This is a genomic window from Streptomyces sp. CG4, from assembly GCF_041080655.1.
Classification (GTDB): Bacteria; Actinomycetota; Actinomycetes; order Streptomycetales; family Streptomycetaceae; genus Streptomyces.
The window spans coordinates 5730997-5751794 of the sequence record NZ_CP163525.1 but is presented as its reverse complement, the minus strand read 5'-3'; the positions used below and the strand labels follow the sequence as shown (position 1 = coordinate 5751794).

Genomic DNA, 20798 nt, shown 5'->3' with positions numbered 1-20798 from the left:
AGTGTTCATAACGCGACACTCCGCAGTCACATCACGCTCGAAATCCCGCACTTCGTGATCGGCGTGAACAAACTGGGGGCCGCCAGACCTTTCTTCTCCCTCAAGGGTGATGGCCGTACTCCAAACGGGCGTCACCCGCCCGGGAAAGGCCCTGGGAAGGACCTGGGAAGGCCCCGGGAAGGCAGCGCGTGACGCATGGCTCCCACCGGGACGTCGCCGGAAACGGCGCCGGCCCATCGTGTTCCTCACGCACGCGCGGAGGACACGATGGGCCGGCATCAGGGCGACACGACTACAACAGCCCGTCCCACATCTGCTCCAGCAGCACCGACCACCAGCTCTCCGGCGAGCCCAGCGCCGCCGGGTCCAGAGCGGCGAGCTGCGACTGGAAGTCGACGGTCCAGCGGCCCGCCTGTTCCTGGTTCAGCCCATACCTGAGGCGCCACATACGGCCCAGCAACGCCAGGCAGCGAGCGAACTCCGGCAGCCCGGTGTTCACGAACTGCGGCGGCACCGGAGCCCCGCCCGGCCCCGCCTCCACGGGCACGGCCACGATGTTCGCCGTCCCGTACTGCACACAGATCGCCTTGCCGAAGTCGGTCCCCATGACGAGGTACGAGCCCGCGTCCGACGCCGGCTGCACCCCGCGCTCGGCCGCCAGCTCCGCCAGCGTCGGCACCGGACGGCCCGGCTGGGCCTGCGCCCAGAAGAACGGGCTCATGTCCAGCGGCAGACCGGACACGACCAGCGTGTGCGCCACGATCGGCGGCACACCCTGCCGCGACACCGCCTGCTGGTCGAACCGGAAGATCCCCGGCCCGAACGCCGCCGCCAGTTCCTGCGCGATGCCCTCCGGCGGGACCGGCGGCGCGGCCTGCACCGGCTGCAGCGGCGCCCGCACCGGCGCGGGCCGCGCCGGCCCGTCCGCCACCTGGTGCAACTCGCCCTGGTGCACCAGCAGTTGCTGCATGCCCTGCTGCCGGCTCGCGTGGTCCGTGCCGTACGGCGCGATGCTCGTGATCCGCGCCTGCGGCCACTGCTCCCGCATCATCCGCGCGCAGTAGGCGCCCGGCAGCGCGCACGACTCCAGCTCCGTGTGCAGCTCCAGCACCTGGTCCGGCGGCACGTTCATCGCCCGCAGCTCGTGGAAGATCTGCCACTCCGGGTGCGGCATACCCGGAGCCGACCGCCGGATCAGCTGCTGCTCCGAACCGTCCTGAGCGCGGTAACGCAGCACGGCCTGATAACCCGGACCGACCGTCGGCTGCCCCTGCTGGGGATACCCGTACGCCGACGGCTGCCCCGGCATGGGCGCACCCGGAGCCATCGGCTGCGGTCCACCCGGGACGCCCGGCGGCATCCCGGGGGCACCCGGAGCGCCGAGTGCGCCGGGGGCGGGCGGCGGCGGAGGTGCGCCGGGACCGGCCACGGGGGGCGCGGCCAGCATGGTCTCCGCGTGGTGCACGGCCCCGCGCCCGCCCCCCGGAACGCCCGGGGCACCAGGCGCACCGGGACCGGCGGGAGCGCTCGGCGGCTGCGGCGCGCCGGGGACACCGGGCCCCGCGGGGGCGCCCGGAGGCTGTGGTGCGCCAGGCACGGGCGGCATGCCCGGGGCGCCCGGAGCCATGGGAGCGCCGGGCGGGTTCGGCATGCCCGGGGCGCCCGGAGGCTGTGGCACGCCCCCGCCCATCTGGCTGGGATCGGCCAGCATCGTGGCCGCGTAGTGCACGCCACCCGGAGGCGTGGCAGGCGGGTTGGGGGCGCCCGGAGCATGCGGCGCACCCGGCGCCTGCACCCCTTCCGCACCACCGGGACCAGCCGGACCACCCGGACCAGCCGGCGCGCCCGTACCGCCCTGCCCCTCGGGCCCCTCCGGCCCGAGCGCCGACATCAGCTGCGTCGGCACGTACCCACCTGCGGACGAACCTGGTGCGGGCGGCGTCGGTGCACTCCCCGGGCGCGCGCCCGGCGCGCCAGGGACGCCCGGCGGCGGAGGCGGCGTACCCACACCGCCACGGGCCTTCTTCGGCGGCGGCGCCGCCCTGCTGGTCGCGGCATCCGCGATGTCACCGGCGTTCGGCGCGAGCTGCCGCGCGGACGCGCCCGGGTCGGCCGGAGGCTGCGGCGCACCCGGCGCACCACCCGGCGCCTGCGGGTAGCCGTAACCCGGAGCAGCCTGGGGAGCGCCGGGCCCCTGCGGATAGCCGTACGTCGGGGCAGCCGGAGGCGGCGGGGGCGTACTGCCCTGCGCGACGCCAGGCGCTCCCGGCACACCCGGCGTACCGGGAGCAGCGGGGGGCGGGAGCGGAGCGCCGGGCGCCGCCGGCGGGTACGCGGGTGCGCCCGGCGGAGGCGTGCCGGGAGCTGCCGACGGCTGCGGGTAGCCGTGCGGGGGCGTGCCGGGCGGAGGAGGCGTGCTGCCCTGCGGCGTGCCCGGCGCACCAGGAGCGGCGGGCGCCCCGGGCACTCCAGGCACACCAGGCGCGTGCGCAGCGTCGGGCGCACCCGGCGCACCACCAGGGGCGGACGGCCCACCCGGCGCGCCCGGCGGAAAGCCCTGCGCGCCCTGTGAACCCGGCGCGCCCGGCGGAAAGCCCTGCGCGCCCTGTGAACCCGGCGCACCCGGCGCACCCGGCGCGCTCGTAGGGTCGAGCGCCGGCGCGACCGCAGTCCGCGGCAGCTGGCTGCCCCCCGACATCAACGCCGTCTTCGCATCCGGCGTGCTCGCCGGCTGCCGCGGAGCCTCGCCGCCGGGATCGCTCAGCGGTGGTGCGAACACCGTCGCGGGCAGCGGCACGGAACGGTCGTCCTCACCGGGGCCCGCGTTGGTGTCGGTACCGGCCCAGGGCGTCGCCCCCACCGGCACATCCGCGGGCGGCGCAGCCCCGGGAACAGGCGCCCCGGGAACAGCGGACGCGCCCGGCGCACCCGACCCACCCTGTGCCCCAACGGACCCAGCGGACACGCCGGGCGCCCCGGACACCCCAGGCGCCCCCGAAGCCCCCGCCGGCACCCCGGCCTGCGTCTCCGCCAACCCCGCCCCACCGGACGAAGCCCCGCCACCAGCACCAACACCGGCACCGGCACCGGAACCGGCACCGTGTCCAGAACCCGACCCGGCCCCCGAACCGCTCGCGCCCTCGGTCCGCCGCTCGCCCCCGATGCCCAGCTTGTCCGCCGCCTCCTGCAGCCACTCCGGAGGAGTCAGCAGGAACGACGTCTGGTTGAGGTCCATCCGGGCAGGTGCAGGCGCCGGAGCGGCGTCGCGTGGCACGTCGGGACGGCCGTACTCCTCCTCGTACCGGCGGATCACCTCGCCCACCGGCAGACCGGGCCACAGCGTCGCCTCCCCGCTGTCCCGGGCGATCACCAGCCGCTGCGCGCCCGCGTCCGAACGCGGGCCCTCCGCCCGGTCCTCGCCCCACACCACGAAGCCCAGCTCGAACTCCCGCACCCGCACCTCACGGTGCTGGTACGCGGGCACGTCACCGTTGATCCACTCCTCGGCACGCTCCTGCGCCTGCGCGTAGGTCACCATCGCCTGAAGCTCACTCCCCCACCGGGCCGGAAGACGCCGAGCCGGCGGACACCGGAACGACATGGGCGAAACCGCCGTCGACCATCAGATTCGCCACCGTCTCCAACTCCGGCGGATTTCCCGCCAGCCGCGACAGAAAGGCGTCGAAGTCGTCGCCGCACGGCAGCAGCAGACGCTCCACCCGCTCCGCCGGCGACCACGACGGATCCACGTCACGCACGTCGTCGTACGCACAGAACCACATCGAACCCGGCCGCTCGCCCTTCACCTTCACCGCGAGCAGACCGCCCTGCACGAACGCCACCGCGAGGTAATCCTTCGTCAAGTGGTCGCGCAGGCACTTGTTGACGTACACGAGGTCGTTCACGGCCGCCTCGTCCCGCACCGTGAAGAACGGCTGGTCCACCAGCAGACCCAGCTCGGCGTCCAGCGCCGTACCCACCGGCGCACAGCCGCCCGCCACCTTCAGGAACGAGCGATACGCGCCCGGAAGCCGGTAGCCGAGATCCTCCTCGACCCCCTGCACCTGCGCCTCCGTCACCGCCACACCCGACTTCGGCAGCCCGAAGTGCGCCGGTCGCGTCTCCTGCAACGGCCGCGTTCCCCGCTTGGCATGGTCCACCGGCGCCGTCGCCACGCCACCGTGATGCCGCAGCAGCGCCTTCACCTCGACCGGAATCAGCTCCAACCGCCGCGTACCGGCCACGTGGTGCCACGTCCAGCCGTGCGGCGTCGCCACGTCCGGCACCGTGTCCCACAGTTCGTGCCGCTCCGCCGCCAGTGCCGCGTTCGCCGAGACATGGTCCGTCAACCGCAGCTCGTCGACGCCGAAGCCGTCCGGCGGTTCGGCGATCTCCACCGCCACGCGCGCGTACGGAGCGAAATCCGGGTAACCATGCTCGTCGACCCGTACTCCTCTCGGGTGACGCGCCGCCCGGACCGGATCCGGGAAGTGCACGACCTGCCCGGCATAGGCCGCGTTCGGCGGCGCGGCTTGCTGCCCGAGCCGACCTGTCGTCATGGCGGTAGCCCCCTGCGGCGTTCTCTCTGGCCTCAATCGGCGGTGTCGATCGCGGATGGCGACAGCCTATGCGGTACGCGAACCCCGGTCACCGGCCCATCGCATCCCCGCGGAAACCACCCCTCCGCTTGCGTCACCAGCCGTCACCCCACCGTGACGACCTGCCCCTACTAGGGCGTGTCGCGCCGCCCCAGCTTCCGCACCGGCCACGGCATTTGGCACCCTGTGTCCTTCGAGGGGATGCCCGGGGAGGGAAAAACGATCATGAATGCCTTGCGAACCGGAGGTGCGGACGTGCGGGCCGGCGACCCTCGCATCGGCTGGAGCGGCACCGACACACCTCCCGCCCCCACCCTGCGCCACCGCCGCGACGGCATCCTGCCCACCGTCGCCGCCGCGCTCTCCGTGCGCGGCGCCACCCTCACCGGCACCGCCGCCCGCGGCGACCAACCCCCTCCCCTGCACCCCCTCGTCCAGGACTTCCTCGACACCCTCACCAGCACCCAACGCGACCGCTTCACCGGCCGCTGCGCCGAGACCATCCTCGTCTCCCGGCACATCACCGCCGCCGACGCCGCCCGCAGCAAACGCGCCGCCCGAAAACCCATGACCAACAGCGAAGCGCGCAAAGCCCTCAAACACGCCAAACTCACCGCCCGCCGCATACGCGAGGACGGCGACCCCCTGCACGGAAGCTTCGCCACCCCCTGCCGCGCCTGCACCGCCCTCAGCGCCCACTTCGGCGTCCGCATCGTCGACCCCACGGCAACCGACGGCTGAACACCACCGTCCACCCCAGTACGCCCCCGCCGGCACGACGAACGAAGGGCAGATGCACCCCGACCACGCCACCACCCCCAAGCCCCCTGCCCGCCACGAGCACGGGGCCACCCCGGCCCGCTTCCCCGTACTCGTCGACGCCGCCCTGCGCGCCGCCGGCTGGCAACCCGGACGCTGGGACATAAAGCAGGCCGAGATCTGGGCCGACGCCCTGCGCGAGCACGCCTCACCCGCCGGACACCGGCACACCGTCTTCCCCGCCGCCGTCGAGGCCTGGGCCGAATTCGGCGGCCTCCGCATCACCCCCAGCGGACCCGGCCGGCAGATCGCCCCGGCCACCCTCCACCTCGACCCCCTGCACGGCCTCCACCACGCCCGCACCCTCGGCGACCTCGGCCGCGCCCTCGGCACCGAGATCTGCCCCCTCGGCGAGGAGACCGACACCGCCGCCATCCTCGCCATCGACAACGAAGGCCGCGTCTACACCCTCGACCACACGGGCGACTGGTACGCCGGCCCCGACATCGACCACGCCCTCGCCACCCTCATCACCGGCATCGAACCGGTACGCCTCACCGCCGGCTGACCCCCAGGACCGCTACGACCCCGCCCCCGGCCGAAACACCCGGCACCGGAAGCAGAGCGGACCCGCGACCGCAACCCTCAACACACCCGGAGCGCACCCGGAACGCCCCCGGAGCCACGCGGAGCACACCCGGAGGGGCGGACAGCCCTACGCCGCCGGAATCACCGCCGACACCCGGAAACCCCCCGCATCCGTCGGCCCCGACACAAACACGCCCCCCAGGGCGACGACCCGCTCCCGCATCCCCACCAGGCCGTTCCCGCCCGACGGCAGCCTCGCCGCCGACGCCGAACCCGGCTCCGGCGGCGGCTCGTTCTCCACCTGCATCGCGATCTCCGACACCCGGTGCGCAAGCCGCACATGTGTCTTCGCACCCGCCGCATGCTTGTGGACGTTCGTCAACGCCTCCTGCACCACCCGGTACGCCGTCTGCTCGATCTGCGCCGCATACGACCGCACCTCCCCCTCCACCGACAGATCCACGACCATCCCCGCCGCCGCCGACTGCCCGATCAGTTCGTCCAGCTCCGACAAGCAGGGCCCGTCCTCCGCCACCGCCCGCGAAGCCGCCGCCTCAGCCGCCTCCCGGACCGCCGCCAACGGCACTCCGGCGGCACGCCGCACCAGATCCTCCCCGGCCCGCAGCACCCCGAGCATCTCCCGCAGCTCGGTCAACGCCTGCCGCCCCATGTCCCCCACCAGAGCAGCGTTCCGCACCGCCTTCTCCGGATCCTTCCGGGCCACCGCCTGCAACGCCGCCGAATGCACCACCATCAGACTCACCCGATGCGCGACGACGTCGTGCATCTCCCGGGCGATCCGCGTCCGCTCCTCGTTGCGCGCCCACTCGGCCCGCTCCTCCGCCCGCTCCGCGAGCAACTGAAGCTCCCGCTCCAGCGAGTCCGCCCGCTCCCGCAGGCTCTCCATCAACCGCCGCCGCGCCCCCACATACAGCCCCAGCAGTACCGGCGGAGCCGTCAGCCCGAGCGCCGTCGTCACCGCGGCGAACGGCACGAACCAGTCACCGAGCGTCAGATCGCCCCGCGCCATGTCCTGCCGCACCCGTACGAACGTCACGACCGCCGTCCCCACCAGCGACATCCCCGCCAACGCCCCGATGATCCGGCGCGGCAACTCGAACGAGGCGAGGGTGTACAGGCCGACGACGCCCAGCAGAAACCCCATCTGCGCGGGTGTGATCGCGATGGCGACGAGCACGACGGCGATCGGCCACTTCCGCCGCACCAACAGCACCGAACCGGCGATCAGGCCGAAAACGATCCCCACCGACACGGGGATCCCGGCATCCCGGGCGAACGGAACCCCCTCCGCACCGCACTCCACGGCGGACACCAGCGCGAGACTCCCGTCGAGCACCGCACTGCGCCACCTCCCCCACCACCACGGGCCGGTCAGGCCCCTGGCGTGGTCTTCCCCCGTCGTGGTCATGCATCCAGCCTACGGGCCACCGCCGGGGCTTTTCCGGTGACTTTCACCTACTGCCGTACACCACACTCCGTAACCGTACGGCCTCGAAACCCACCGGTATCACTCGAACTGGCGAACCCATCCCGTTCGACCCCGGAACGTTTCATTCCGGCCAGACGGTATGCCCATGGCACATCCATCAGGCAAATACGCCGACTTAGAGAGCCTCCGTGAGCAGGCTGTGGCCCTGCGCCGGGCCGGCCACAGCCTCCGGCAGATCCGCGACGAGCTGAAGATCTTCAACAACGACATCCTCAACCAGCTGGTCAAGGGCGAGCCCCCACCGGAGTGGACCAAGCGCCCGAACGCGAAGGACGACCTCCGGGCAAAGGCCCGGGAGCTACGGCTCCAGGGCTGGACCTACGACCAGATCGAGGCGGAGCTGGGATGCTCGCGCAGTTCTGTGTCGCTGTGGGTACGGGACCTTCCGAGGCCCGAACCCCGGTACACGCCGGAGGAGCAGCGGGCACTCATGCGAGAGGGCCTGACGAGGCGCCGCGCCACAGAGAGGGAAAAGCTCGAAATGACCAAGGTGGCCGCGCTGCGAGAGACCGGAGAACTCACCGATCGCGAGCTCTTCATGGTGGGCGTCGCGCTCTACTGGGCAGAGGGGTCGAAGAGCAAGCCGTACGACCGCCGAGAGCGCGCGATCTTCGTCAACAGCGACCCCGGAGTGATCAAGACCTACTTGGCTTGGCTGGACCTGCTCGAGGTGGACCGCGAGCGCCTGAACTTTCGGCTGCTCATCCACGAGTCGGCGGACGTCGATGCGGCGCACCGCTTCTGGGCAGCCGTCGCCGACGTCGACACGTCAGTCTTCGCCAAGCCGACCCTGAAGAAGCACAACCCCAAGACCGTCCGCAAGAACACCGGGGACGACTATCACGGCTGCCTGGTCATCGGCGTAGCCCGAAGCGCCCACTTGTACAACCGCATCGAAGGCTGGTGGGCCGGAATCGTGGCTCAAGCCGAGACACGTCTCGGGTAAGGTCTGAGGCGCTGTCCCCCGTGGTGTAACTGGCAGCACACTGGTTTTTGGTACCAGCAGGACAAGGTTCGAATCCTTGCGGGGGAGCCACAGCACACAAGACCTGGGTTCGGGCCCTGACCTCCCCGTCAGGGCCCGCTCTCATGTCCCCCACGAAACGCCCCGGTATCCTGCGGCTGTCACCCCCACTCACCCACAGCCGAAGGGCAACCCCGTGAGCGCCATCCGCCCGGCCGCCGTCGTCGTTCTCGCAGCGGGTGAGGGCACCCGTATGAAGTCGGCCACACCGAAGGTCCTGCACGAGATCTGCGGCCGTTCCCTGGTCGGTCATGTACTGGCCGCCGCCCGTGAGTTGGACCCGCAGAACCTGGTCGTGGTCGTGGGCCACGCCCGTGAGCAGGTCGGTGCCCACCTCGCCGAGATCGACCCGGCCACCAGGACCGCCGTACAGGCGGAGCAGAACGGCACCGGGCACGCCGTGCGCATGGGCCTGGAGGAGCTGGGCGGGGCCGTGGAGGGAACCGTCGTGGTCGTGTGCGGGGACACTCCCCTGCTCACCGCCGACACCCTGAAGCAGCTGGCCGAGACCCACGCCACCGACGGCAACGCCGTGACCGTGCTGACGGCCGAGGTGCCGGACGCGACCGGTTACGGCCGGATCGTGCGGGACGAGGCGATGGGTGCCGTCACCGCGATCGTGGAGCACAAGGACGCGACCGACGCCCAGCGGGCGATCCGGGAGATCAACAGCGGGGTGTTCGCGTTCGACGGGCAGTTGCTGGCGGACGCGCTGAAGAAGGTGCGGACGGACAACAGCCAGGGTGAGGAGTACCTCACGGACGTGCTCGGGATTCTGCGGGAGGCCGGGCATCGGGTCGGTGCGTCCGTCGCCGCCGATCACCGGGAGATCGCCGGGATCAACAACCGGGTGCAGCTCGCCGAGGCCCGCCGGATTCTCAACGACCGGCTGCTGACGGCCGCGATGCTGGACGGGGTCACGGTCGTGGACCCTGCCTCGACCTGGGTGGACGTGACCGTGACCTTCGAGCGGGACGCCGTCGTGCTGCCGAACACGCTGCTGACCGGGTCGACGCACCTCGGTGAGGGTGCCGAGGTGGGGCCGAACTGCCGGCTGAAGGACACGCGGGTGGGTGCGGGGGCGCGGGTGGACAACACCGTGTCGGATTCCGCTCACGTCGGTCCGGACGCGACCGTGGGGCCGTACGCGTATCTGCGGCCCGGTACGCGTCTGGGTGCGAAGGGCAAGATCGGGACGTACGTGGAGACGAAGAACGCCTCGATCGGCGAGGGGACGAAGGTGCCTCACCTGTCCTACGTCGGTGACGCGACGATCGGTGAGTACACGAACATCGGTGCGGCGAGTGTGTTCGTGAACTACGACGGTCAGGACAAGCACCACACCACCGTGGGGTCGCACTGCCGGACCGGTTCGGACAACATGTTTGTGGCTCCTGTCACGGTCGGGGACGGTGCCTACACCGCCGCCGGGTCGGTGATCACGAAGGATGTGCCGCCCGGCTCGCTGGCCGTGGCCCGTGGTCAGCAGCGGAATATCGAGGGTTGGGTGGCCCGTAAGCGTCCGGGGAGTTCGGCCGCGAAGGCGGCCGAGGCGGCCTCGCGGCGGGGTGAGGGCGAGGAGTGACCGGAAACGGGTGCGCCAAACACGGCGTACCGTGATAAGTGCACATCCGCACGTGTGCACCCCCGCACCCTTACCAGCTGATACGGCCTCTCATGCCCAGCCGAGAGGTCGCCGAGCAGCCGGCTGGCTGGCTGAGACAACCTCTGAGGAGACTGTGCTGTGACCGGGATCAAGACGACCGGCGAGAAGAAGCTGATGTTCTTCTCCGGCCGCGCCCACCCCGAGCTTGCCGAGGAGGTCGCCCAGCAGCTGGGTGTCGGGGTCGTCCCGACGAAGGCCTTCGACTTCGCGAACGGCGAGATCTACGTCCGTTACCAGGAGTCGGCGCGTGGTGCCGACTGTTTTGTGATCCAGAGCCACACGGCTCCGATCAACCAGTGGATCATGGAGCAGCTGATCATGATCGACGCGCTGAAGCGTGCGTCGGCTCGCTCCATCACGGTGATTGTGCCGTTCTACGGTTACGCGCGGCAGGACAAGAAGCACCGGGGTCGTGAACCGATTTCGGCGCGTCTGATCGCGGATCTGATGAAGACGGCGGGTGCGGACCGCATCCTGACCGTGGATCTGCACACGGATCAGATCCAGGGTTTCTTCGACGGTCCGGTGGACCATCTGTTCGCGCTGCCGCTGCTCGCGGACTACGTGGGCACGAAGGTGGACCGGGACAAGCTGACGATCGTGTCGCCGGACGCGGGCCGGGTGCGGGTGGCGGACCGGTGGTGCGACCGGCTCGGTGCGCCGCTGGCGATCGTGCACAAGCGGCGTGACAAGGACGTGGCGAACCAGGTGACCGTCCACGAGGTCGTGGGTGAGGTCAAGGGCCGGGTGTGTGTCCTGGTCGACGACATGATCGACACGGGTGGCACGATCTGCGCGGCCGCCGACGCGCTGTTCGCGCATGGTGCGGAGGACGTCATCGTCACCGCCACGCACGGTGTGCTGTCCGGTCCGGCGGCGGACCGGTTGAAGAACTCGCGGGTGAGCGAGTTCGTGTTCACGAACACGTTGCCGACGCCGGCGGAGCTGGGCCGGGATCTGGACAAGATCACGGTGTTGTCGATCGCTCCGACCATTGCGAGCGCGGTGCGTGAGGTCTTCGAGGACGGCTCGGTGACCAGCCTCTTCGACGAGCAGTGAGGATTCTGCGACCTCTCTTGGTGAGGTAGCGGAAGATCCTTTTGGGTGCGGCCTCCCTGTCCGAGTAAACTGGCGAAGTTGCTCGGCGAGGGAGGCCGTACGCGTGTGTACGGCGGTCCGTTATCGACGCGCTCTTCGTAGCAGGCCGTTCGTGGCCGGGTGACCACGTCCGTTCCGTTCCTGCGAGGAGTGATCGATATGTCCGAGGTGAAGCTCGCCGCCGAGACCCGTACCGAGTTCGGCAAGGGTGCGGCCCGTCGCATCCGCCGTGAAAACAAGGTTCCGGTTGTTCTCTACGGCCACGGCACCGAGCCGGTGCACCTGACCCTGCCGGGTCACGACCTGACGCTGGCGCTGCGTACGCCGAACGTCCTGATCTCCCTGGACATCGACGGCAAGACCAACGAGCTGGCGATCCCGAAGGCCGTCCAGCGTGACGCGATCAAGGGCTTCCTGGAGCACGTGGACCTGCTGCTGGTCAAGCGTGGCGAGAAGGTCACGGTCGAGATTCCGGTGCACACCGAGGGCGAGCTGGCCCCGGGTGGCAACCTGCTGGAGCACGTCCTGAACACGCTGCCGGTCGAGGCCGAGGCCACGCACATCCCCGAGGCCGTCACGGTCTCCGTCGAGGGTCTGGAGGCCGGTGCCTCCGTCCTCGCGAAGGACATCGCCCTGCCGAAGGGTGCGACCCTGGCCGTGGACGCGGACGCCGTCGTTCTGCAGGTCCTGCAGGCCCAGGCCGAGGAGGCCGCGGGCGAGGAGGCCGCGGGCGAGGAGGCGGCGGAGGCCTGATCCTCCCCGTCGTCATCGGCTGTTCAGCCGCTGCTTCCCTCTCCGGGGGCAGCGGCTGGCGCGTATCAAGGAGACATGGACGTGACCACCCCCGCCAGCGGTGACCCCTGGCTGATCGTCGGGCTCGGGAATCCCGGGCCGGAGTACGCCATGAACCGGCACAACGTCGGTTTCATGGTGGCGGACCTGCTCGCCGAGCGGATCGGGGGGAAGTTCAAGCGGGCGGGCAAGGCGCAGGCGCAGGTGCTGGAGGGGCGGATCGGTCCGGCGGGCCCGGCCAGCCGGCGGGTGATCCTGGCGAAGCCGATGTCGTACATGAATCTGTCCGGTGGTCCGGTGAACGCGTTGAAGGACTTCTACAAGGTGCCGGTGGCGAACATCGTGGCCGTGCACGACGAACTGGACATCGACTACGGGGTGCTGCGGCTGAAGCTGGGCGGCGGTGACAACGGGCACAACGGTCTGAAGTCGATGACGAAGGCGATGGGTGCGGACTATCACCGGGTGCGGTTCGGGATCGGCCGGCCGCCGGGCCGTATGCAGGTCGCGGATTTCGTGCTGAAGGATTTCTCGTCGGCGGAGCGCAAGGAGCTCGACTACTTCGTGGACCGTGCGGCGGACGCGGTGGAGTCTTTGGTGATCGAGGGCCTGGAGCGGGCACAGAGCACGTACAACTCCTGACCCCCGGCGCGTACAACTCCTGATCTGGCCCGTACAACTCGTGACTTGTACGGCTTTGGCTCCCGGGCGAGTTGACCGGTCGTGGCCGTATGGCCAATGATCCCGGCCATGCCTGCCACAGCCTCCGCCTCCGCTCGTCGCGCTTCCGTGACCGCTCTGCGGTTCGGGCGGGTCGCGGCGATGGGCACGGTCGCCGCGCTGATCCTGTTCGCCGGGGTGTGGGGTTCCTGGGGAACCGCGCAGCACGTGATGCTGGCGAAGGGGCGGGAGGCCGGCACGGTGCGGGTGACGCGGTGTGCCGGGGGCACCTGTACGGGGCCGTTCACGCCGACGTCGGAAGGAGCCCGGGCACGCGCGCGTGTGGAGCTCACGAAGTCCGTGGCGGTGCGTGAGGGGCAGACGTACGACGTCGTTTTGAAGCCGGGTACGTCGGACGCGGTGCGTTCGGGGCCGGCGGGGATCCTGTACGCCTGGGTGCCGCTGGGCGGGGCGCTGCTGCTGGCTTCGGTGGTGGTGGCGGGCGGGATGCGGCTGACGCGGGTGGCGTGGGTGCTGGGGCTTTCCGGCGTGGGGCTGCTGACGGCGGCTTTCGTGGCCTTGCAGTAGCCGGAGACGGGGGTGCCCCCGGGGTCGTACGACCTCGGGGGCACCCTTCTTGGTGTGGTGGGTGTCAGCCGGTGTTGCGCAGGCCCGCCGCTACGCCGTTGACGGTGAGGAGCAGGGCGCGGGAGAGCAGCGGGTCGGGGGTGACGTCGGCCGCGGCGGCGTCGCGCTGGCGCTTGAGCAGGGTGACCTGGAGGTAGGAGATCGGGTCCAGGTAGGCGTCGCGGATGGCGAAGGTCTGCTTCAGGTCGGGTTGGGCGTCGAGCAGTTCCTGCTCGCCGGTGACCCGCAGGATCTCGCGGACGGTCAGCTCGTGTTCGGCCTTGATGGTGTCGAAGACGTGCTTCAGTTCGTCGGGGACGAGGGTGTCGACGTAGTGCTGGGCGATGCGCAGGTCGGTCTTCGCGAGGGTCATCTCGACGTTGGAGATGAAGTTCTGGAAGAAGTGCCACTGCTGGTGCATCTCGTCGAGCACGGTGTCCAGCCCCGTCTCGCGCAGGGCCTTCAGGCCGGAGCCGACGCCGAACCAGCCGGGGACGATCTGCCGGGACTGGGTCCAGCCGAACACCCAGGGGATGGCGCGCAGTCCGTCGAGGCCGGCGCCGCTGTCGGGCCGGCGTGAGGGGCGCGAGCCGAGGTGCAGGTCGGCGAGCTGGTCGACGGGCGTGGAGGCGAAGAAGTACGCCGGCAGGTCGGGGTCCTCCACGAGGCGGCGGTAGGCGGCGTGGGCGGCGTCGGAGACGACGTCCATGGCGGCGTCCCAGCGGGCGAGGGCCTCGTCGGACTGGCGGGGGGCGGTGTGCAGGGCGGAGGCCTGCAGGGTGGCCGCGACCGTCAGTTCCAGGTTCTCCCGGGCCAGGGAGGGGATGAGGTACTTGTCGGAGATGACCTCGCCCTGCTCGGTGACCTTGATCTCGCCCTCCAGGGTGCCCCAGGGCTGGGCGAGGATGGCGTCGTGGGAGGGGCCGCCGCCGCGCCCGACGGTGCCGCCACGGCCGTGGAAGAGGCGCAGCCGTACGCCGTAGCGGTGCGCGACGTCGCGCAGCCGGCGCTGGGCGCGGTGGATCTCCCACTGGCTGGTGGTGATGCCGCCGAACTTGGAGGAGTCGGAGTAGCCGAGCATGACCTCTTGCACATCCCCGCGCAGCGCGACCAGGCGCCGGTAGGAGGGGTCGGAGAGCATGTCTTCGAGGATGGTGTCGGCGGCGCGCAGCTCGTCGGTGGTCTCCAGGAGCGGCACGATGCCGATCTTGGCCCAGCCGGCGTGCAGGTCGACGAGGCCGGCCTCGCGGGCGAGGACGGCGGCGGCGAAGACGTCGTCGGCGCCCTGGCACATGGAGATGATGTAGGACTCGACGACCTCGGGCCCGAAGACCTCCAGGGCCTTCTTGACGGTCTCGAAGACGCCGAGGGTCTTGGCGCCGGCCGCGTCGACGGGTGCCGGGGTGGAGGCCAGCGGACGGCGGGACCGCAGCTCCTTGGCGAGGAGCTTGCCGCGGTAGTCGCGGGGCATGTCGGCGTAGCGCCAGGATTCCTCGCCGAGGCGGTCGAAGAGCTGGCCGAGGGCCTGGTGGTGGGCGTCGGCGTGTTCGCGGACGTCCATGGTGGCGAGCTGGAGGCCGAAGGCGGCCAGGGTGCGGATGGTGCGGTTGAGGCGTCCGTCGGCGAAGAGTGCGCCGCGGTGTTCCCGCAGGGAGGTCTGGATGAGCCGCAGGTCGGCGAGGAGTTCGGCGGTGCCGAGGTAGTCGCGGCCCGCCTCGTGCGGGATGCCCTTGGCGAGGCGCTCCTTGGTGTTGACCAGCTTCTGCCGGATGCAGGTGGCCTTGAGCCGGTAGGGCTCCTCGGCGTTGAGGCGCTTGTAGCGGGGGCTGATCTCGGGGAGCAGTTCCAGGTCCTGTTGCAGGGACTGCAGCAGTTCCTCGGTGGCGCCGGTGTAGCGGATGGAGTTGGAGAGCAGTCCGCGCAGTTCGTCGATCATCTCCAGGGCGTCGTTGATGCCGTGTTCGTGCTGGAGGATGAGGACGTCCCAGGTCACCTGGGGGGTGACGTTGGGGTTGCCGTCGCGGTCGCCGCCGATCCAGGTGCCGAAGGTGAGGGGGCGGGTGTCGGCGGGGAGCTTGACGCCGACGCGCTCCAGTTCGGCGGTGAGGTCCTCCAGGACGTCGCCGACGGCGTCGGCGTGCAGCTCGTCGAGGTAGTAGATGGCGTTGCGGGCCTCGTCGGCGGGCTCGGGGCGTACGACGCGCAGTTCGTCGGTCTGCCACACCAGGTCGATGTTCTCGGCGAGGCGGACGTCGTGGCGGCGGCGGTCGGAGTCGAGGACGGGCAGTTCCAGGAGCGCGGCGATGCGCCGGAGCTTGTTCAGGACCGAGCGGCGCGCGGCTTCGGTGGGGTGTGCCGTGAACACCGGGCGGACGTTCAGGTGCTGGACGGTCTGCTGGAGGTGTTCGGGGTCGGCGTCCTTGAGCCGGTCGGCGGTGCGGGCGAGGAGTCCGCCCTCGGCGGCGCGCCGGGCGCGCAGCTCGCGGCCGCGGTGCACCTGCTCGGTGACGTTGGCGAGGTGGAAGTAGGTGGAGAAGGCGCGCACCAGCTTGGCCGCGGTCTCCAGTTCGGTGCCGCGCAGCAGCTCGGCGGCGGCCTCGCCGTCCTCGCGGGTGAGGCGGCGGACCTTCTCGACCAGGTCCAGGAGCTCGGGGCCCTCCTGCCGTACGAGGGTCTCGCCCAGGAGATCACCCAGCCGGCGGATGTCGGCGCGCAGCTCGCTGCTGGTCGTGGTGGTCTGGTCGTCGGCACTGCTCACAGGTGCGGCTCCTTGCAGTGTTGAAGCTCGACTAGGAGGGAACCCGGCCGGCCGGCAGGCGGCGGGCGCCGCATACGGGCCGGAGCGTCCGGGAAGGAAACTTCAGCGGACCGCGCTGTCCGACCGAGACCAAGGATAGGTGGCCATGTGGACGCGCAGGGTCTGGGGCTCTTGCCGCCGCACGCCACGCTGCCATACTTACGTCGCCGTAGGTTACGGAACCGTAGGGAAGTACCGCTCGCTTCCCGTCCCGTTCCGGCGGCCCGGCATCTGCCCCGACCCTCGACCCCACAGGGGACGCGCATGACCTCCAGTTCCGATGTGATCGAAGAAGCGCCCAAGGCCAACGACACGCCCTACCCCTCCGCCACGCTGGGTGGCGAGCAGAAGCGTTCGATCGAGCAGATCACGCTGCTCCTGTTCATCACCGTGCCGTTCCTGGCACTCGTGGCGGCTGTGCCGCTGGCCTGGGGCTGGGGGGTGAGCTGGCTCGATGTGGGCCTGCTGGTCTTCTTCTACTACCTGGGATGCCACGGCATCACGATCGGTTTCCACCGGTACTTCACCCATGGTTCGTTCAAGGCCAAGCGGCCCCTGCGGATCGCACTGGCGATCATGGGCTCGCTGGCGGTCGAGGGTCCCCTGGTGCGCTGGGTGGCCGATCACCGCAAGCACCACAAGTTCTCCGACGCGGAGGGTGACCCGCACTCTCCGTGGCGGTTCGGGGAGACGGTCCCGGCGCTGATGAAGGGCCTGTGGTGGGCTCACATCGGCTGGATGTTCGACGAGGAGCAGACCCCGCAGGACAAGTACGCACCGGATCTGATCAAGGACCCGGCGATCCGGACCATCTCCCGCCAGTTCGTCTACTGGACGGCTCTCTCCCTGGGTCTGCCGCCGCTGATCGGCGGTCTGGTGACCATGTCCTGGTGGGGCGCGGTCACCGCGTTCTTCTGGGGTTCACTCGTACGAGTGGCGCTGCTGCACCATGTGACATGGTCGATCAACTCGATCTGCCATGCGGTGGGCAAGCGGCCGTTCAAGTCGCGGGACCGTTCGGGCAACGTGTGGTGGCTGGCGGTGCTGTCGTGCGGCGAGTCGTGGCACAACCTGCACCACGCCGACCCGACCTCGGCGCGGCACGGGGTGATGCGCGGCCAGATCGACTCCTCGGCCCGCTTCATCCGGATCTTCGAGCTGCTCGGCTGGGCGTACGACGTGCGCTGGCCGTCACGCTCGCGTATCGATTCGCGCCGTAACACCCCGGATGACGGCTCCCGGCGCCGGAAGGTGGGCGCCGAGACGGCATGATTGACGCCGTGGCGACCGACTCCAGCAGCACCTCCAGCACCGACAAACCGCGGCGGACCCGCCGGACCCGTATGACCGGCGCCGAGCGCCGCCAGCAGTTGCTGGAGATCGGTCGCACCCTCTTCGCGGCGAAGGGTTTCGAGGGCACCTCGGTGGAGGAGATCGCGGCCAAGGCCGGGGTGTCCAAGCCGGTGGTGTACGAGCACTTCGGCGGCAAGGAGGGCTTGTACGCGGTGGTGGTCGACCGCGAGATGCGGCGCCTGCTGGACATGGTGACGAGCAGCCTGACCGCCGGCCATCCGCGCGAGCTGTGCGAACAGGCGGCCTTCGCGCTCCTCGACTACATCGAGGAGTACACGGACGGCTTCCGCATCCTGGTCCGCGACTCCCCCATTCCCCAGTCCACGGGCTCCTTCGCCTCGCTGATCTCGGACATCGCCACGCAGGTGGAGGACATCCTGGGCCGCGAGTTCAAGTCCCGCGGCTTCGACCCGAAGCTCGCCCCGCTGTACGCCCAGGCGCTGGTCGGCATGGTCGCGCTGACCGGGCAGTGGTGGCTGGACGTACGCCGCCCGAAGAAGGCGGAGGTGGCGGCGCACCTGGTCAACCTGGCGTGGCACGGGCTGGACGGCTTGGAGCCGAAGCCGCGGTTGATAGGGCACAGGAAGAGCTGAGGTTCACCGGAAAAGGTGCCGCTGAGGGGGGACTTGTACTCACCTGCGGAATCATGGCCGCATGACGCGGATCGCGATCAGCGCAGCCCGTTCCCCGCTCGGCGACCTGGTCCGCCGTGTGGCCCACAGCCGCGAGACCATCGCTCTCACCGAGCAGAGGTAGGCAGGCGACTGGGGCTCGAAACCGGCTCCAGGAACTCCAGCCGGTTGCCCACCGGGTCCTGCGAGTAGAAGCGCAGATGGCCGGGGAGGTTGTCGCCCCAGGTCACCGGGGCGCCGAGCGAGGTCAGCCGGGTCGCGTACGCCTCGATGTCCGTCACCCGCAGCCCCGGGTGCGCCTTCTTGGCCGGTCTGAAGTGACATTTTCCGCCTCCGGCGGGGGCGTCCTCGATGCCGAGGTGGAGCTGGACGGCACCGGCCTGGAACCAGCAGCCGCCGCGCGCGGCCAGTACTGGCGGCTTGGGGATCTCGGTCATGCCGAGGACGTCGACGTAGTACGACCGAAGGGCCGGCTCGGACCCGGGTGGCGCCGCCAGCTGCACATGATTGACCGCGGCCGGCATCCTCAGGCCTCCTTCACGGCGACCGCGAACAGCCGGCGGAACGGCATGACCGTGCCGTACGGCGCGCTCGGGTAGGCCTGCCGCAGCAGGTCCCGGTACTCGGCGAGGAACGCGTCCCGCGCCTCGGGGTCGTCGGCGAGCGCGGTCAGGGCGGGCCGCAGACCGGTCCCCTTCACCCAGTCCAGGACCGGGTCCTCGCCCCGCAGGACGTGCAGATACGTGGTCTGCCACACGTCGGTCGCGCAGCCGAGGCGCGCGAGGCGGTCCAGATAGGCGCCGGGGGTGTGCACCGAGTCGGTGTGGCGCAGGACGTCGGCGAGGCGGGACTTCCAGCGCGGGGTGCCGGCGAGTTCGCGCATCAGGGCGTGCAGCGGGGCGTCGATGTTGTCGGGCACCTGGAAGGCGAAGGTGCCGCCGGGCGCGAGGCCGGCGATCCAGTCGGCGAAGCGGTCGGCGTGCCCCGGCACCCACTGGAGCGTGGCGTTGGAGACGATCAGGTCGTACGGCTCCTCGGGCGTCCAGGTACGGACGTCGGCGTGAGCGAAGTCCAGCCGGCCGCCCCCGGCGGTGGGGCCCTCGTACTGGGTGTGGGCCCGGTCGAGCATCTCGGGCGAGTTGTCGTAGCCGGTGACACGGGCGGCGGGCCAGCGTTCGGTGAGCTGGACGGTGACATTGCCCGGGCCGCAGCCGAGGTCGGCGATGCGGGGCGCCTGCGCGGGCAGGCCCGGGACGCGGGCGAGGAGATCGGCGAAGGGACGGGCCCGGTGATCGGCGTGCCGCAGGTACTGACCGGGATCCCAGATGGCGTTCGTCATGTCTGCCACTTTCCCCGCCCAGATATCTCGATGTCAAGAGACTCGACATCAAGAGACTTCATGTCGACACAACCACTACACTGATCTCCATGGAGGACGAGGTCGATCGGCTGGTCGCAGCGTGGCGCCGGGAACGTCCGGACCTCGACGTCGAGCCGCTGGAAGTGCTCAGCCGGGTGAGCCGACTGGCCCGGCATCTGGACCGTGCGCGCCGGCTCGCCTTCGCCGAGCATCAGCTGGAGCCGTGGGAGTTCGATGTGCTGACCGCGCTGCGGCGCGCCGGCACGCCGTATCAGCTCTCGCCCGGCCAGCTGCTGACACAGACCCTGGTCACCTCGGGCACGATGACCAACCGCATCGACCGGCTGGCCAAGAAGGGCCTGGTGGAGCGGCTGCCCGACCCGAGTGACCGGCGGGGCGTGCTGGTCCGGCTGACCGACACCGGCCGGGACCGCGCGGACCAGGCGCTGGCGGGCCTGCTGGAGCAGGAGCGAGCGATCCTCGCGGAACTCTCCCGCGCCCAGCGCGCCGAACTCGCGGGCCTGCTACGCCAGTTGACCGCCCCGTTCGACAACATCCCCGGATAGGTCGGCCGGCCCGACCCCCGCGCGGCGGGCGAGCGCCACGGCGGCCAGCGTCGAGTGGACGCCCAGCTTGCCGAGGACGTTCTGCATATGGGTGCGCACGGTGTGCGGGGAGAGGAACAGCCGCTCGGCGACGGCCTTGCGGCCCAGCCCCGCGACCATGCAGCGCAGCACCTCCCGCTCCCTGGGCGTGAGGGACTCCACCAGCCGCTCGCTCTCGGTACGGTGCCGGCGGGCCGCGGTGAGTTCGCGCAGGACGCCCGTGAGGAGAGCGGGCGGCAGATGCGTCTCGTCGCGCAGCACGCCCCGGATCACCGTCAGCAGCCGGGACAGCGAGCAGTCCTTGGCGACCCACCCGGAGGCACCGGCCTGCAGCGCGAGCGCCGCCCGCCGGGGATCGTCCTTCTCGGCGAGCACGACGGTCCGTACGGCCGGCTGGGCCGTGCGCACGCCCGCGACCAGCGAGATCCCGTCGACCAGGCCCTCCTCGTCGCCGTCGTGCACGGGCACGGCCGGGCGGGTGCCGGGCACCGTGCCGCCGAGGTCGGCGTCGACCAGGAGGACGTCGAAGCGGCGACCCTCACCGGCCGCCCGCTCCAGGCAGCGCAGCGCGGCGGGGCCACTGCCGGCGGCGGAGACGTCCACGTCCGGCTCGGCGGCCAGAGCGGCGGCGAGCGACTCGGCGAAGATGCGGTGGTCGTCCACGACCAGGACTCGGATACGAACCACGAAACCTCCTTCCCCAGGCTCCGCGCGGAGCCGGGGCAACCA

18 protein-coding genes and 1 tRNA gene are annotated in these 20798 nt (G+C 71.0%); 12 read left to right on the top strand and 7 right to left on the bottom strand.

Features of this window, described 5'->3' with window-relative positions; genetic code table 11:
* Positions 1-292: 292 nt before the first annotated feature.
* The gene (locus AB5L52_RS26270) at positions 293-3538 is read right to left on the bottom strand and encodes an SUKH-4 family immunity protein (protein WP_369366574.1); all 3246 of its coding nucleotides are present in this window, start codon (positions 3536-3538) and stop codon (positions 293-295) included.
* Between the two features lie 10 nt (positions 3539-3548).
* On the bottom strand, positions 3549-4559 hold the full coding sequence (locus AB5L52_RS26265) for an SMI1/KNR4 family protein (RefSeq protein ID WP_351027471.1): 1011 nt from the start codon (positions 4557-4559) through the stop codon (positions 3549-3551).
* 264 nt (positions 4560-4823) lie between these two features.
* On the opposite strand from AB5L52_RS26265, the gene AB5L52_RS26260 reads away from it, so the two are divergent.
* The gene (locus tag AB5L52_RS26260; RefSeq protein ID WP_351027469.1) at positions 4824-5339 is read left to right on the top strand and encodes a YwqJ-related putative deaminase; all 516 of its coding nucleotides are present in this window, start codon (positions 4824-4826) and stop codon (positions 5337-5339) included.
* 52 nt (positions 5340-5391) lie between these two features.
* Complete coding sequence (locus tag AB5L52_RS26255; protein WP_351027467.1) at positions 5392-5925, top strand: SUKH-3 domain-containing protein; 534 nt, start codon at positions 5392-5394, stop codon at positions 5923-5925.
* Between the two features lie 147 nt (positions 5926-6072).
* Here AB5L52_RS26255 and AB5L52_RS26250 read toward each other — a convergent pair whose 3' ends face one another.
* Positions 6073-7374: a sensor histidine kinase gene (locus AB5L52_RS26250; protein ID WP_369366570.1), complete on the bottom strand. Its 1302-nt coding sequence runs from the start codon at positions 7372-7374 to the stop codon at positions 6073-6075.
* A 166-nt stretch (positions 7375-7540) separates the two neighbouring features.
* Here AB5L52_RS26250 and AB5L52_RS26245 point away from each other — a divergent pair, with 166 nt between their 5' ends.
* From AB5L52_RS26245 to AB5L52_RS26215, 7 genes are all read left to right on the top strand, one after another.
* Entirely contained in the window at positions 7541-8401 is an 861-nt protein-coding gene (locus tag AB5L52_RS26245; RefSeq protein ID WP_369368973.1) for a hypothetical protein, read from the top strand.
* Positions 8402-8415: 14 nt separating this feature from the next.
* Positions 8416-8491 (top strand) — tRNA-Gln (locus tag AB5L52_RS26240).
* Positions 8492-8615: 124 nt separating this feature from the next.
* Entirely contained in the window at positions 8616-10064 is a 1449-nt protein-coding gene (glmU, locus tag AB5L52_RS26235) for a bifunctional UDP-N-acetylglucosamine diphosphorylase/glucosamine-1-phosphate N-acetyltransferase GlmU (RefSeq protein ID WP_369366568.1), read from the top strand.
* A 159-nt stretch (positions 10065-10223) separates the two neighbouring features.
* Entirely contained in the window at positions 10224-11204 is a 981-nt protein-coding gene (locus AB5L52_RS26230) for a ribose-phosphate diphosphokinase (RefSeq protein WP_076090371.1), read from the top strand.
* A gap of 198 nt (positions 11205-11402) precedes the next feature.
* Entirely contained in the window at positions 11403-11996 is a 594-nt protein-coding gene (locus tag AB5L52_RS26225; RefSeq protein WP_369366566.1) for a 50S ribosomal protein L25/general stress protein Ctc, read from the top strand.
* Between the two features lie 75 nt (positions 11997-12071).
* On the top strand, positions 12072-12677 hold the full coding sequence (gene pth, locus AB5L52_RS26220; protein WP_369366564.1) for an aminoacyl-tRNA hydrolase: 606 nt from the start codon (positions 12072-12074) through the stop codon (positions 12675-12677).
* 96 nt (positions 12678-12773) lie between these two features.
* Entirely contained in the window at positions 12774-13283 is a 510-nt protein-coding gene (locus tag AB5L52_RS26215; RefSeq protein ID WP_351027598.1) for a hypothetical protein, read from the top strand.
* Positions 13284-13347: 64 nt separating this feature from the next.
* Here AB5L52_RS26215 and ppc read toward each other — a convergent pair whose 3' ends face one another.
* Positions 13348-16080, bottom strand: coding sequence for a phosphoenolpyruvate carboxylase (gene ppc / locus AB5L52_RS26210; protein ID WP_369366562.1), 2733 nt, complete (start codon positions 16078-16080; stop codon positions 13348-13350).
* A gap of 303 nt (positions 16081-16383) precedes the next feature.
* On the opposite strand from ppc, the gene AB5L52_RS26205 reads away from it, so the two are divergent.
* Together AB5L52_RS26205 and AB5L52_RS26200 are read left to right on the top strand one after the other, a co-directional pair.
* Positions 16384-17391 (top strand): fatty acid desaturase, encoded by a 1008-nt coding sequence (locus AB5L52_RS26205; RefSeq protein WP_351027454.1) that lies wholly within the window; start codon positions 16384-16386, stop codon positions 17389-17391.
* Positions 17388-18065, top strand: coding sequence for a TetR/AcrR family transcriptional regulator (locus AB5L52_RS26200; RefSeq protein ID WP_351027452.1), 678 nt, complete (start codon positions 17388-17390; stop codon positions 18063-18065). Before AB5L52_RS26205 ends, AB5L52_RS26200 begins: the two co-directional genes overlap by 4 nt.
* Positions 18066-18211: 146 nt before the next feature.
* Here AB5L52_RS26200 and AB5L52_RS26195 read toward each other — a convergent pair whose 3' ends face one another.
* Both AB5L52_RS26195 and AB5L52_RS26190 read right to left on the bottom strand, forming a co-directional pair.
* The gene (locus tag AB5L52_RS26195; RefSeq protein ID WP_369366560.1) at positions 18212-18628 is read right to left on the bottom strand and encodes a VOC family protein; all 417 of its coding nucleotides are present in this window, start codon (positions 18626-18628) and stop codon (positions 18212-18214) included.
* Positions 18629-18630: 2 nt separating this feature from the next.
* Complete coding sequence (locus AB5L52_RS26190; RefSeq protein ID WP_369366558.1) at positions 18631-19443, bottom strand: trans-aconitate 2-methyltransferase; 813 nt, start codon at positions 19441-19443, stop codon at positions 18631-18633.
* 89 nt (positions 19444-19532) lie between these two features.
* Here AB5L52_RS26190 and tamR point away from each other — a divergent pair, with 89 nt between their 5' ends.
* Positions 19533-20030 (top strand): MarR family transcriptional regulator TamR, encoded by a 498-nt coding sequence (gene tamR, locus AB5L52_RS26185; protein WP_069780386.1) that lies wholly within the window; start codon positions 19533-19535, stop codon positions 20028-20030.
* On the opposite strand, the gene AB5L52_RS26180 is transcribed toward tamR, so the two are convergent.
* Positions 19989-20756: a response regulator transcription factor gene (locus AB5L52_RS26180; RefSeq protein ID WP_351027448.1), complete on the bottom strand. Its 768-nt coding sequence runs from the start codon at positions 20754-20756 to the stop codon at positions 19989-19991. The genes tamR and AB5L52_RS26180 overlap by 42 nt on opposite strands.
* Positions 20757-20798: the final 42 nt, after the last annotated feature.

Bases quoted from the DNA above. Each gene is read 5' to 3' on its own strand.
- pth (WP_369366564.1), top strand. From the start codon at position 12,072: ATGGACGTGACCACCCCCGCCAGCGGTGACCCCTGGCTGATCGTCGGG.
- AB5L52_RS26205 (WP_351027454.1), top strand. From the start codon at position 16,384: ATGACCTCCAGTTCCGATGTGATCGAAGAAGCGCCCAAGGCCAACGAC.
- tamR (WP_069780386.1), top strand. From the start codon at position 19,533: ATGGAGGACGAGGTCGATCGGCTGGTCGCAGCGTGGCGCCGGGAACGT.
- AB5L52_RS26265 (WP_351027471.1), bottom strand. From the start codon at position 4,559: ATGACGACAGGTCGGCTCGGGCAGCAAGCCGCGCCGCCGAACGCGGCC.
- AB5L52_RS26260 (WP_351027469.1), top strand. From the start codon at position 4,824: ATGAATGCCTTGCGAACCGGAGGTGCGGACGTGCGGGCCGGCGACCCT.
- AB5L52_RS26270 (WP_369366574.1), bottom strand. From the start codon at position 3,538: ATGGTGACCTACGCGCAGGCGCAGGAGCGTGCCGAGGAGTGGATCAAC.
- AB5L52_RS26200 (WP_351027452.1), top strand. From the start codon at position 17,388: ATGATTGACGCCGTGGCGACCGACTCCAGCAGCACCTCCAGCACCGAC.
- AB5L52_RS26255 (WP_351027467.1), top strand. From the start codon at position 5,392: ATGCACCCCGACCACGCCACCACCCCCAAGCCCCCTGCCCGCCACGAG.
- AB5L52_RS26215 (WP_351027598.1), top strand. From the start codon at position 12,774: ATGATCCCGGCCATGCCTGCCACAGCCTCCGCCTCCGCTCGTCGCGCT.
- AB5L52_RS26190 (WP_369366558.1), bottom strand. From the start codon at position 19,443: ATGACGAACGCCATCTGGGATCCCGGTCAGTACCTGCGGCACGCCGAT.
- AB5L52_RS26195 (WP_369366560.1), bottom strand. From the start codon at position 18,628: ATGCCGGCCGCGGTCAATCATGTGCAGCTGGCGGCGCCACCCGGGTCC.
- AB5L52_RS26250 (WP_369366570.1), bottom strand. From the start codon at position 7,374: ATGACCACGACGGGGGAAGACCACGCCAGGGGCCTGACCGGCCCGTGG.
- AB5L52_RS26225 (WP_369366566.1), top strand. From the start codon at position 11,403: ATGTCCGAGGTGAAGCTCGCCGCCGAGACCCGTACCGAGTTCGGCAAG.
- AB5L52_RS26245 (WP_369368973.1), top strand. From the start codon at position 7,541: ATGGCACATCCATCAGGCAAATACGCCGACTTAGAGAGCCTCCGTGAG.